This window comes from Bacillus cereus group sp. BfR-BA-01350 (assembly GCF_022663775.1).
Taxonomy (GTDB): domain Bacteria; phylum Bacillota; class Bacilli; order Bacillales; family Bacillaceae_G; genus Bacillus_A; species Bacillus_A paranthracis.
Map to the genome: position 1 here is coordinate 1 of NZ_JAKUGD010000006.1, position 13,161 is coordinate 13,161.

The following is a 13,161-nucleotide window of genomic DNA, read 5'->3' on the forward strand; positions in this document are numbered from 1 at the left end:
TCAAGGACCAGCGGGTGCTACCGGTGCCACTGGACCTCAAGGTATTCAAGGTAACACGGGTGCTACTGGTGCAACAGGACCTCAACGCGGTCAACGTAAAACGGGTGCTACAGGTGCAACTGGACCTCAGGGTGCTCAAGGTACAACGGGTGCTACTGGTATAGGAGTTACCGGACCTACTGGGCCTTCTGGCGGGCCTCCTGGACCTACTGGACCTCAGGGACCTCAAGGTAATACAGGTGCTACCGGACCTCAAGGTATTCAAGGGCCGGCGGGTGCTACTGGTGCCACTGGACCTCAAGGCGTTCAAGGACCGGCGGGTGCTACTGGTGCCACTGGACCTCAAGGCGTTCAAGGTAACACAGGCGCTACTGGTGCTACTGGACCTCAAGGTGCTCAAGGACCGGCGGGCGCTACCGGCGCTACTGGACCTCAAGGTGTTCAAGGGCCAACGGGCGCTACTGGTATAGGAGTTACCGGACCTACTGGGCCTACTGGACCTAGCTTCCCTATAGCAACAATTGTTGTAACAAACAACATTCAACAAACAGTACTACAATTTAATAACTTTATCTTCAGTACTGCAATTAACGTAAATAATATTATCTTTAATGGCACAGACACAGTTACAGTTATCAACGGTGGTATTTATGTAATTAGCGTATCCATCTCTACAACTGCACCAGGATGTGCGCCACTCGGAGTAGGAATTTCAATAAATGGAGCAGTCGCAACTGACAACTTCTCTTCAAATTTAATAGGCGACTCACTTTCATTTACTACAATCGAAACATTAGCTGCAGGAGCAAACATTTCTGTCCAATCTACTCTTAACGAGATTACGATCCCTGCAACAGGAAACACTAACATTCGTCTAACTGTATTTAGAATCGCTTAAATTTCACTATTTATTGTTTATAGCAAATAAAAAAAGAGCGAGAAATTTCGCTCTTTTTTGTTATGTACAATAATTCATTACTATTCTAATTCAATTGAAACATTTTTTTGTGGTACAAATGTAGAAATTGCATGTTTATAAATAAGCTGTTGCTTACCTTCTGTTTCCAGTAGGACTGTAAAATTATCAAATCCTTTAATTAATCCACGAAGCTGGAAACCATTTAATAAGTACAGCGTAACAAACGTATTCTCTTTACGGAGTTGATTTAAAAACTGATCTTGAATATTGATTGATTGCTTCATGTCGAATCCTCCTCTTTTTCTCTACTTACTATTATTCGACTTTAGTTGTAGCTTTCCTTCTATGTATCGTAAAATTTCTGACGTTTTTTCACCGTCTGTAACATCAAACCATGTGACATCCATCTTATTACGGAACCACGTTAATTGACGTTTTGCATAACGACGTGAATTCGTCTTTAATTGTGATACCGCTTCTTCTAAAGAGACACGATCCTCAAAATAATCATATATCTCTTTATACCCAATCGCTTGAATAGATTGACAATCTCGTACCCCTCGATTATACAACCCTTCTACTTCTTCTAATAAACCTTGGTCCATCATTATATCAACTCGTAAGTTAATGCGATCGTATAGCATTTCACGATCCATTGTCAAGCCAATTAAGGAAACATCGTATAATAACTCGTTTTCTTGTTTTTCAAGTTGATCACTCATTTTTTCACCCGTCGTGTGGAAAATTTCTAACGCCCTAATGACACGGCGTACATTATTTGCATGAATACGCTCAGCGCTTTCTGGGTCTACTTCCTGTAATTTCTTATGTACATATTCCACACCACGTTCTAATGCTAACTTTTCCATTTGTTCTCGGTATATAGCATCACCAGCATCATCCGTAAACTGATAATCGAATAAAACAGATTGTATATACAGACCAGTTCCACCAACGATAATCGGCAATTTACCACGCTCTGTAATCTCGCGAATATGCTTACGAACACGTTCTTGAAATTCGGCAACCGAAAATGATTCTTCCGGATTTTTTATATCAACCATATAATGTGGAATTCCGTCCATCTCTTCTTTCGTCACCTTTGCGGTTCCAATATCCATCGTACGATAAATCTGCATGGAATCTCCACTTATAATTTCACCATTTAACGCTTTGGCAAGATCAATACTTAACTTCGTCTTCCCAACAGCAGTTGGTCCAATGATGACAGCAACTTTTTCACGTTGCACTTCTCCCATATCATTCAACTCTCTTTATGTAATGTACTCCATCTATTGATTATATCCAATCTTACCAATTTTAACGGCATGATTGCAAGTTCTTTCATTACGGTACATGAAATTATAAATAAAAAAGAACATAGTTTGTCCAATTCCGCATATACATGATTAAAAATACCTTCGAGAGGATGAGTTAACTATGAAACAATCCACTATCAATTTTTCATCTTTGACAAAAGACCTCATTTTAGCTACTGCTACAAAAGAACACAATTGTTCACAAGAAGAATTATACTTCGCCTTAAATTGTTTACTACGTTCTTTTCATTCTGCTCTCCAAGAAACAACATTACATCTAGAAAATAAAGATACAGAGTATATACAAAACCAATTTTGCAGCGCATATAAAATTATTACAGGTAAAACTATTTATCCTTTTCAATAATCCATAAAAGGCGATTGCTTACATACTTTCAAGCAACCGCCTTTTATATTAATACATATATACTACTCTATAACTTTCACTTTTACAGATTTGCGCCCCCAGCTATTCGCACTACCATCTGAGCCAACTAAAACATCAATACGATTTCCTTTAATCGCACCACCAGTATCTCCAGCAATCGCTTCTCCATATCCTTCTACCCATACTTTTGATCCAAGTGGAATTACTTTAGGATCAACAGCAATTACTTTCATATTTGGATTCGCTGTTAAGTCATGCCCCATTGCAGTTAATACACGACCACCATACGAACCATTCTCACTCGGATCTGCTGTATATGCTGTCGCTTCTACCGTTATTTCACGTCCACTAGTCGGTGCACTTGTTTCATTAGATTTCGCAACTTGTTTCGTAGTTGACTGCTGTTTTGCCACAGGTTTACTTGATTCTACATTCTTAACAGATTCTTTACTCTTAACTACTTTATTACTTTTAACCGGCGTATTTACTCTTTCCGGCGCTTCTTCTTTCGTTGCAACTTCTTTCTTTTCAATCACTGGTGCCGTTCCTGTTAAAAATGGCACATGAACATATCCTGTTTTTCCATTATAGTCAAATTGCAACCATTCATTTTGAACTTGATTTGTCGTTTCAATTACATCATTTTTATTCAGTTTTCCAAGAATTTCTGAGTCAGTATTCGCTCCAGCGCGAACATTTAACACACCCGCCGTTACATAATATGTACTTTTTGTAAATTCAGCACTTACAAACGCTTCTTGACCATTTAATTTAATTTTTGTCCATCCGTTTTCTGTATTTACAACATCTAATTTATTTCCACTTAACATTTTACCTACAAGCTTAGACTCTACAGTTGGGTTTTCTCTAACATTTAATACGTCTGTTGTTACAATCGTTTCCGCTTTCGCAGAACCTGCAAAAATCCCAAGACCAAAAACTGCCGCCGTTGCTATACCTAATAATTTTTTCATGAATAGCCTCCATTTGCTTTGTTTTCGTATTTTTATTATAGCAACGGATTTTTAAGATTTTTAGAAAACACACAATTACAAACCATTCGTAATATACGATTAATGAGCTGTAACATAAATTTCCATATTAATGAATTACATTTCCAATAGAATTCCCAATAGTTTTCATATATTTTCCACATACAAGCACCAGAATTTTTTTCCAGAAAAAATTACAGTATTACTTTTTTGTTACAAAAAAATCATATTTCATTACATCTTTTACCAAAATTCATCATTCTCCAATTATCAACCTCCTTTTTTGTAATAAAAAGGAGCAGCTAATAAAAGCTACTCCCTTTACACGTATTATTTAACTTTCTTTTTCCAAATTCCCATCATAAGAGCAGAAACAACTGCCCCTATCAATATCGAGAAAATATATAACACTGGTTTATTTACTAAAGCGATAACAAACAATCCACCATGCGGTGCTGGTAATGTAATTTGGAATAACATTGATAATGCACCTGCAATACTTGAACCGACAACACAACTGACAATTACCCGAACCGGATCTGCTGCTGCAAATGGAATCGCGCCTTCTGTAATAAACGATGCCCCCATAATATAATTTGTTAAACCAGACTTACGTTCCGCTTCTGTAAACTTCGATTTAAAGAAGGTAGTTGCTAACGCAATTGCAAGCGGTGGCACCATACCACCAGCCATAACCGCTGAATGCACCCCAAAGTTCTTCGCTTCTATCGCAGCAATACCAAACGTAAATGCTGCTTTATTAATTGGACCACCCATATCAATTGCCATCATCGCACCTAAAATAAGACCTAGTAATATAGCATTTGTACCGTTCAAACCATTTAACCATCCTGTTAACATTTCATTCAATGCTACTACAGGCGGAATTACTACTTTTTGCATAACAACTCCTGTAATCAATAATCCAAAGACTGGATATAACAAAACAGGCTTAATGCCTTCTAACTGTACTGGTAACCCTGAAAATAATTTTTTCAATCCTAAAACAACATATCCGGCTAAGAAACCAGCAATTAATCCACCTAAAAATCCAGCATTCGCATGTGCCGCTAAAAATCCTCCGACAACACCAGGCATAAAACCAGGACGATCAGCAATAGAACTCGCAATAAATCCAGCTAAAATTGGTACGAGGAATAAAAACGCCCCTGTTCCCCCTCCTCCAATAGACATGAACAATTCAGCTAAAGGACCTTCTGCTTTTATACCACCAAACGAAAACGCTAGCGCAATTAAAATCCCGCCACCAACAACGAATGGAAGCATATTACTTACGCCGTTCATTAAATGCTTATAAATTCCTAATCCATTTTCTTTCTCCGTATTTTCTGCCTTTCCATCCTCTTTTACACCTTTAAAGATTGGTGCATCCTGTTTTACAGCACGATTAAGAAGCGTCTCCGTTTTTCTAATCCCATCAGCGACTGGCACTTGAATAACATGTTTCCCAGCAAAACGGTTCATTTCTACTTGTTTATCTGCCGCAACAATTATAGCCGTTGCGCGTTCAATATCCTCTTTCGTTAAACCGTTTTTTATACCTGTTGATCCGTTCGTTTCAACTTTAATTGCAATTCCTAGCTCTGCTGCTTTTGCTTTCAAGCTATCCGCGGCCATATATGTGTGAGCGATTCCAGTCGGGCAAGCCGTAACCGCTAATACGTACGGTTCATTCCCTTCTGGTTTTGCAACTTCAACCCCTTCTTCTTCTTTTTCATTTTCTTTTTCATCAAATAAACGAAGAAGTTCTTCTTCATCCTTTGCTTCTAACAATTGCTTACGAAACCCTTCATCCATTAATAGTGTAGATAGGCGTGATAACGTTTCTAAATGCGTATTATTCGCTCCTTCACTCGCAGCAATCATAAAGAATAAATGCGCAGGTTGTCCGTCAAGCGATTCGTAGTTGATACCGCTTACACTTCTACCAAAACAAATCGCTGGTTGCTTAACAGCTTTTGTTTTCGCATGAGGTATAGCAATCCCTTCACCAATGCCGGTTGTACTTTGTGACTCCCGCTTTAAAATAGCTTCTTTAAATTCAGCTTTGCTATTTAAACGATTTGCCCCGTTTAATTTCTCAACTAACTCATCTATGACAGCTTCTTTATTTGAAGCTGTCAAATTCATAATAACTGTATCCCTTTTTAAGAGTTCTGTAATTTTCATATGTTGCTTCCCCCTATCGCTTAGTTACAATTACTTGCGACAATAATTCTTCTACTTTTTCCTTTTCACATAAATCGGCTGAAAATGCTGTTGCACTCCCTGTTGCAACGCCATATTGAAATGCCTTTTCAATATCTTTTGTCTGTTCATATCTTCCTACAAATCCCGCAACGAGAGAATCTCCAGCCCCAACCGAATTAATTACAACACCTTTTGGAATAGTTGCTTCATATATACCTTCTGCCGTAAATAATAAAGCCCCATCTCCGGCCATTGATACGATAACATACTCTACACCTTGTTCAACTAATTTTCTTCCATATGGTAAAACATCTTCTACTGTGGAAATCTCTACTCCGAATAACTCACCAAGTTCATGATGATTAGGCTTTATTAAAAATGGTTTATTTTTAACTACATGCTGCAAGGCACTTCCGCTCGCATCTACTACTACACGAATACCTTTTTCAGCTCCGAACGCTGCGATTGATTCATAAAAAGTAGTTGGAATAGACGCTGGTACACTTCCAGCTAGTACAACACAATCTCCCTTTTGCATACTTTCAATTTGTTTCATTAATTGTTCAAATTGTTCCTTAGTCACACTAGGTCCTTGCCCATTTAATTCTGTTTCTTTTTTCCCTTTTATTTTCACATTAATTCGAGTATCTTCATTTACTTGGATAAAGTTTGTTATTACACCTTCCGTCTGTAATACATCTTTAATAAATCGACCGGTAAATCCACCAGTAAATCCTAGCGCTACATTTTCAACACCTAAACGATGAAGAACACGAGAAACATTAATCCCTTTCCCTCCAGGAAACTTCATATCTTTTTCTGCTCGATTTACTGCGCCTAACTCTAAGGAATTAACTTGTACTATATAATCAATAGATGGGTTTAAAGTTACTGTATAGATCATTGTTTATCAGCCTCAATTACATTGGTTTGTCTTTTATATTTTTCTAAATCAATTTCTAAATGGTTTGTAATAATATTCGCCTCTTCAACGTTGGCAATTTTCGCAAACGCAACTTCCGAAAACTTACTTTCATCAATTAAGAAATATCCTTCATTTGCTAATGTTAATGCCATTTGCTTTAAAAGTGCCTCTTCTGGATCTGGTGTTGTAAAACCAAGCTGTTCATGTACACCATTCGCTCCTAAAAAACATTTATCAAAACGATACTTCTGCATACTTTCCTGCGCCATTGCACCGATTAAAGCTTTCGTCCTACTCTTCATCATTCCGCCTAGTAAATAAGCACGAATATTATTTTCAACTAAAGCTTCGATATGCATAAGTCCATTCGTAACGACAGTAACATCCTTATTTATTAAAAATGGAATCATTTCAAATGTTGTACTTCCTGCATCTAAATAAATGCAATCACCTTGTTCCACAACGCTAGCCGCATACTTCGCAATTTGTTGTTTTATTTGAATGTTTTTGGATGATTTTTCAACCATCGTCGGCTCCTGTCCTTTTCCTGTTAAAACAGCCGCACCACCGTGAACTCTTTTTAATAACCGTTGTTTTTCCAATTGCGCTAAATCACGACGAATTGTTGATTCAGAGCTCGCTGTTCTTTCCACTAATTGCTGTAATTTAACAACCTTCTGCTCTTTTACAAGTTGCAATATCATTTGATGACGTTCAGGAGTTAGCATTTCATTCACCTCTTCTTTGATTACAGTATAATGAAAAAGATCACAAAAATCAACCATAAACATTCATAAATAATCAAAAACAGTCATAAACAGTTATAAACAACAAAAAAGAAACCCATTGGATTGTTATATCAAATGGGTTCCTGTACTCGCTTCACTTATAAGGAAGCTTTATATATGCTTAAAACATCGTCTTTATTTAATTTTTTAAAGTTACCAAATTCGCCATAAGCCATCGCTTTATCCGCCATTACATCAATTTCATTTTCTCCAATAGCATAATCAGATAACGTTACTGGTGCCTCAATTGAAGTCCAAAATTGACGTAACGCCTCAATTCCTTCTAACGCAATTTCTCGATCAGTCTTTCCATCTGTTTCTACATCGAATACACGAATAGCGAATTGTTTAAAACGACTTACATTTTCATCTACAACATGCTTCATCCAGTTCGGGAATAAAATCGCAAGGCCACCTCCGTGTGGTATATCATGAACCGCTGAAACCGCGTGCTCAATATTGTGTGTTGCCCAGTCTCCTTTTACTCCCATCGCTAAAATACCGTTTAGCGCCATAGTACCGCAGTATAAAATAGTTTCTCTATGCTCATAACTTTCTAAATCACTTAAAAGCTTAGGGGCGGTTTCAATTACTGTTTTTAAAACAGACTCACAATAACGATCTTGTAATTCTGTATTTGTTCCATGATGGAAATATTGTTCTAATACGTGTGACATAATATCTACCATACCGTAAATTGTTTGATCCCTCGGTACAGACGCAGTATGAGCTGGATCTAAAATTGAAAACTGAGGGAAGGTAACTGGGCTACCCCAGCCATATTTTTCATTCGTTTCCCAGTTTGTAATGACAGAACCAGCATTCATTTCAGATCCTGTTGCCGCAAGAGTAAGCACAGTACCAAATGGTAATGCCTCACTGGCAAATGTTTTTTTCGTTACAATATCCCACACATCTCCATCGTACTTACTACCAGCTGCAATTGCCTTCGTACAGTCGATTACACTACCTCCACCAACTGCTAAAATAAATTCAACACCATTATCTTTACAAATTTGAATCCCTTTCTTTACAGTTGATACACGTGGATTCGGTTCAACACCTGTCAATTCAAATACTTCTGCATTTATTTCCTTTAAAATAGAAATTACATTATCATAAATACCGTTTCTTTTAATGCTGCCTCCCCCGTATACGAGAAGAACTTTTTTACCAAACTGTGGAATTTCAGTTTTTAACTGTTCTAATTGACCTTTACCAAAAATAAGTTTCGTTGGATTACGAAATACAAAATTTTGCATATCCCTTTACCATCCCTTCTATATGAAAAGCAACTATACTTTTGTATAACATATTTTTTTCATTTCACAAAAATATTTGCCTAACAAAAAAAATCCCAGCCTACAGGCTGAGATTTTTATTGATAATAAGGTGAGATCATTAAATAAACAATAACACCAGATAAACTTACATATAACCAAATCGGCATCGTCCAACGTACAATTTTACGATGACGTGTTAATTGATTTGTAAAACCAAATACAAGTGCAAACAATGCAAGTGGTACGATAATTGCTGCCAGGATAATATGTGTAATTAAAATGATGAAATACACATATTTAATGAATCCTTCGCCACCAAAATGTGTTGCTGGCGCCAAGTAATGATACGATAAATAAGAAACACAAAATAGCAACGTCGTTGTAAATGCTGCTAGGATGAAGCCACGATGCATTTTCACATTCTTTTTAATAATAGAGAATAACGCTGCTAATAAAAATACGAACGTAAAGCTATTAAAAATTGCGTTTAACATTGGTAAAATCGTTACATCAAAATGTACTTCTCCTTCATAACCAACAGGTCCAAAGAACAAAAATAAAATAATCGCATTTACAATTACAGAAAGCGTTATCACAATAGGAGCATAGCTTTTCTGATTTGTTGATTGATCCACCAAAATGGTCACTCCCTCTTCCTTCAAATATGTATACGTAACCTCACTATTTTAACATACTATTCACAGTGTAAATGTGACAATAGTTTGACACAGCAAGATAAGAAAAAGAAAAATCCTTCTTAATAAAACTTCTTAAGAAGGATTTTATCGCTTTATTATTCAAATAGCAATGCGATTAGTTTTTGTTAAAAAATGTATCGCTATATGCTTGAAAAATTTCAGACACTTGATATCCCATTAAAGAAATTGCTGTTAATGAAAAGAAACCAATCATAAGAAATCGAAACCACATATAAATCTCCTCCTTGTATTTAGCTAAAAACATTCGCTATATTACAAGTTGAGTGGCACTCTTCATCGTCACTTTCCTTTTTCTTTACAATTGCTGTAATAAATCGAATCATAAAGAAAACTACAAAAGGAAATTGTTCGTAATTTACCTTGGCATAGTTTAGCAACGGCTCGCGCTGCATATCGAACGGGGATGAGAAGGAATAGAACATACCTTGCTCTTCCATATATACAATTACAATTTTCATACAAAATACGATTCCTAGAAACGAAACAATATCTTGCCATTCTGTCGTATATAGCAGGTTATACAGCTCTAATACGTACTCTTCCATCGTCATCCCCCCTTCCTTTTTTATCATTTTGCTCGCCTTCGTATAAAAAGTCAAGAAAAAAGTTTATATTCACTATGACAATAGTAATTACTCATTTTTATGATTATATATGATTCTTTTATAGCAATGATTGGGTGTAACTCTCTTCGAAAACAAGAAATTAGAATCGAACCGATTCCTCATTCTTACTTGTAGTATTCGATACTGTACTATTTTTATTTCTATTAAAAATAAAATAAGAAAGTATTATAAGAACAGTAACAAGCATCGTCAAAAGTGCTTGTGAACGTAAAGATTCAATTGCAAGCATCGCAACTAAAACAGCTATAATAGCGGCAATTGTAACATACGTTACATACGGGAAAAACCACATTTTCACTTTCAAATTTTGTTGTTCTACTTTCCCCATTTTTTTACGGATCTTTAAATGTGAAACAGCTATAACGAGATAAACGAGTAACGCAATTCCGCCAGATGCATTGACTAAAAATAAAAAGACTTTATCTGGAGATATGTAACTAAAAACAACTCCAATATAAGCGAAGAACGTTCCGAATAAAACGGCCCGAACTGGAACACCACTACTATTCAATTTCAAAAATGCCTTTGGAGCATCTCCTCTTTCTGCCATTGAAAAAAGCATTCTTGAGTTCGTATATAAACCAGAATTTAAACAAGAAAGTACAGCTGTTAAAACGATAAAATTCATAATTTGTGCTGCCGCTGGTATCCCTATATGTTCCAGTACCGCTACAAACGGACTTTTTAGTATGTTCGCTGAATTCCATGGAAGAAGTGTAACAACTACAGCAATCGATCCAATGAAAAATACGAGAATACGCCAAATTACACTATTTGTTGCTGTTTTTACTGCTTTTACAGGTTCAGCAGACTCTCCAGCAGCTACTGCAACAATCTCAGATCCCATAAATGAAAATATAACGACAGTAATTCCAAGTAGCACCGAACTTATACCGTTTGGCATAAATCCTCCTTGTCCTACTAAATTCGAAGTGCCAGGTGCTTCCGTTCCTGGTACAAATCCTAAAATAACAGCTAATCCAAGACAAAGGAACAAAACGATACTTATTACTTTAATAAAAGAAAACCAATATTCAAACTCTCCAAATGATTTCACCGAAAAAACATTCGTCAATGTTAATAAAATCGTTAATATTAGGCTTAATAACCAAAGTGGGATTTCTGGAATCCAGTATTGAATAATACCAGCACCTGCTGTGGCTTCTATTGCAATAACAATTACCCAGAAAAACCAATATAGCCACCCAATTGTATAACCGGCCCATGGACCAATTGCTTCTCTTGCATATGTTGCAAATGACCCACTTGTCGGGTTAATAGCTGCCATTTCCCCAAGCATTCTCATAACGAAAATAACAAGAAGTCCTGCTAATGCATATGAAACGATAGAACCTGGTCCGGCTGAATGTACAACCGCCCCACTTCCAACAAACAAACCAGCTCCTATTACGCCACCAATTGAAATCATTGTAATATGGCGTATTTTGAGGTCTTTCTTAAGATTTTTTTCCAACTCTTGTACATCCCCTTCCAAACGTAATTTTGAAATTTTCCCCACATTAACGGGCAGTAAGACCCCCACCTCAAAATTCAGGGGAAGTCAAGAAGTTAGGTGGGAATCTACTGCCCGTAAAAGCCCGATTGGTGAGGGCTGATAATCAGCGGGGGATGAACACCCCCACTGATTAAAGTTTCACTTTATGTAAGAGTATTATGCGAAAAACCTTGTCCTATACTTTAAAATATATCAAAATATTCTGAATTTAACAATTGTAATGCAAACTCCTACAAAAATTATTACATTTGGTTTACTAATTTTCCATATACAATTGTTGAGAAAATTATAGTCACCTTACAAAAGAATGAATTTTCAGATATTATTAAATAAACAAGATTATACATCTAGACAACTTTTTGTATAGGAGTGTTGATATGTTAAACAAGTTCAAATTCATTTGTTGTACGTTAGTCATTTTTTTACTGCTACCACTAGCCCCCTTTCAAGCACAAGCAGCAAACAATTTAGGATCAAAACTACTCGTTGGATACTGGCATAACTTTAATAACGGTACTGGCATTATTAAATTAAGAGACGTTTCACCAAAATGGGATGTAATCAATGTATCTTTCGGGGAAACTGGTGGTGATCGTTCTACTGTTGAATTTTCTCCTGTGTATGGTACAGATGTAGAATTCAAATCAGATATTTCTTATTTAAAAAGTAAAGGAAAGAAAGTAGTTCTTTCAATAGGTGGACAGAACGGGGTCGTTTTACTTCCTGACAATGCTGCTAAGCAACGTTTCATTAATTCCATACAATCTCTAATCGATAAATACGGTTTTGATGGAATAGATATTGACCTTGAATCAGGTATTTACTTAAACGGAAATGACACTAATTTCAAAAACCCAACTACTCCTCAAATCGTAAATCTTATTTCGGCTATTCGAACAATCTCAGATCATTATGGTCCCGACTTTCTATTAAGTATGGCTCCTGAAACAGCTTATGTTCAAGGAGGTTATAGCGCATACGGAAGCATCTGGGGGGCATATTTACCGATTATTTACGGAGTGAAAGACAAACTGACATACATTCACGTTCAACACTACAACGCTGGCAGCGGGGTTGGAATGGACGGTAATAACTACAATCAAGGTACTGCAGACTACGAGGTCGCTATGGCAGATATGCTCTTACATGGTTTTCCTGTAGGTGGTAATGCAAATAACATGTTCCCAGCTCTTCGTTCGGATCAAGTAATGATTGGACTTCCTGCAGCACCAGCGGCCGCTCCAAGTGGTGGGTATATTTCTCCAACTGAAATGAAAAAAGCTTTAGATTATATCATTAAAGGCATTCCTTTCGGCGGAAAGTATAAACTTTCAAATGCGAGTGGCTATCCTGCATTCCGCGGTCTAATGTCTTGGTCTATTAATTGGGATGCAAAAAATAACTTTGAATTCTCTAGTAGCTATAGAACATATTTCGATGCTATTCCCTTGCAAAAATAATAAAAAACAACAATA

13 protein-coding genes are annotated in these 13,161 nt (G+C 36.6%); 3 read left to right on the forward strand and 10 right to left on the reverse strand.

Features of this window, described 5'->3' with window-relative positions:
- On the forward strand, positions 1-898 hold an 898-nt coding region (locus MR147_RS14765), incomplete at its 5' end, for a Gly-Xaa-Xaa repeat protein (protein WP_242304468.1).
- 80 nt (positions 899-978) lie between these two features.
- On the opposite strand, the gene hfq is transcribed toward MR147_RS14765, so the two are convergent.
- Together hfq and miaA are read right to left on the reverse strand one after the other, a co-directional pair.
- Positions 979-1,203 (reverse strand): RNA chaperone Hfq, encoded by a 225-nt coding sequence (gene hfq, locus MR147_RS14770; RefSeq protein WP_000813896.1) that lies wholly within the window; start codon positions 1,201-1,203, stop codon positions 979-981.
- 21 nt (positions 1,204-1,224) lie between these two features.
- Positions 1,225-2,178 (reverse strand): tRNA (adenosine(37)-N6)-dimethylallyltransferase MiaA, encoded by a 954-nt coding sequence (gene miaA / locus MR147_RS14775; RefSeq protein ID WP_074608209.1) that lies wholly within the window; start codon positions 2,176-2,178, stop codon positions 1,225-1,227.
- A 181-nt stretch (positions 2,179-2,359) separates the two neighbouring features.
- Here miaA and MR147_RS14780 point away from each other — a divergent pair, with 181 nt between their 5' ends.
- Positions 2,360-2,605, forward strand: a complete 246-nt coding sequence (locus MR147_RS14780; RefSeq protein WP_000814415.1) for a hypothetical protein — start codon at positions 2,360-2,362, stop codon at positions 2,603-2,605.
- Between the two features lie 62 nt (positions 2,606-2,667).
- Here the strand turns inward: MR147_RS14780 and entD are convergent, their stop codons facing one another.
- The 8 genes from entD to gabP form a co-directional block, all read right to left on the reverse strand.
- Complete coding sequence (gene entD, locus MR147_RS14785) at positions 2,668-3,600, reverse strand: cell wall-binding protein EntD (protein WP_000734633.1); 933 nt, start codon at positions 3,598-3,600, stop codon at positions 2,668-2,670.
- Positions 3,601-3,948: 348 nt separating this feature from the next.
- On the reverse strand, positions 3,949-5,808 hold the full coding sequence (locus MR147_RS14790) for a PTS fructose transporter subunit IIABC (protein WP_074608210.1): 1,860 nt from the start codon (positions 5,806-5,808) through the stop codon (positions 3,949-3,951).
- 13 nt (positions 5,809-5,821) lie between these two features.
- Positions 5,822-6,733, reverse strand: a complete 912-nt coding sequence (gene pfkB, locus MR147_RS14795; RefSeq protein ID WP_074608212.1) for a 1-phosphofructokinase — start codon at positions 6,731-6,733, stop codon at positions 5,822-5,824.
- Positions 6,730-7,482, reverse strand: a complete 753-nt coding sequence (locus MR147_RS14800; protein WP_000957268.1) for a DeoR/GlpR family DNA-binding transcription regulator — start codon at positions 7,480-7,482, stop codon at positions 6,730-6,732. Before MR147_RS14800 ends, pfkB begins: the two co-directional genes overlap by 4 nt.
- 158 nt (positions 7,483-7,640) lie before the next feature.
- The gene (locus MR147_RS14805) at positions 7,641-8,804 is read right to left on the reverse strand and encodes an iron-containing alcohol dehydrogenase (protein WP_074608213.1); all 1,164 of its coding nucleotides are present in this window, start codon (positions 8,802-8,804) and stop codon (positions 7,641-7,643) included.
- Between the two features lie 116 nt (positions 8,805-8,920).
- Positions 8,921-9,463 carry a DUF420 domain-containing protein gene (locus tag MR147_RS14810; protein WP_000228315.1) on the reverse strand — a complete coding sequence of 181 codons (543 nt, stop codon included), beginning with the start codon at positions 9,461-9,463 and terminating at the stop codon, positions 8,921-8,923.
- 311 nt (positions 9,464-9,774) lie between these two features.
- Positions 9,775-10,116, reverse strand: coding sequence for a hypothetical protein (locus MR147_RS14815; protein ID WP_139302793.1), 342 nt, complete (start codon positions 10,114-10,116; stop codon positions 9,775-9,777).
- Positions 10,117-10,249: 133 nt separating this feature from the next.
- Positions 10,250-11,644: a GABA permease gene (gabP, locus tag MR147_RS14820; protein ID WP_074608257.1), complete on the reverse strand. Its 1,395-nt coding sequence runs from the start codon at positions 11,642-11,644 to the stop codon at positions 10,250-10,252.
- 419 nt (positions 11,645-12,063) lie between these two features.
- Between gabP and MR147_RS14825 the strand changes: the two genes are divergently transcribed.
- On the forward strand, positions 12,064-13,146 hold the full coding sequence (locus MR147_RS14825) for a chitinase (RefSeq protein ID WP_074608217.1): 1,083 nt from the start codon (positions 12,064-12,066) through the stop codon (positions 13,144-13,146).
- Positions 13,147-13,161 lie beyond the last annotated feature (15 nt).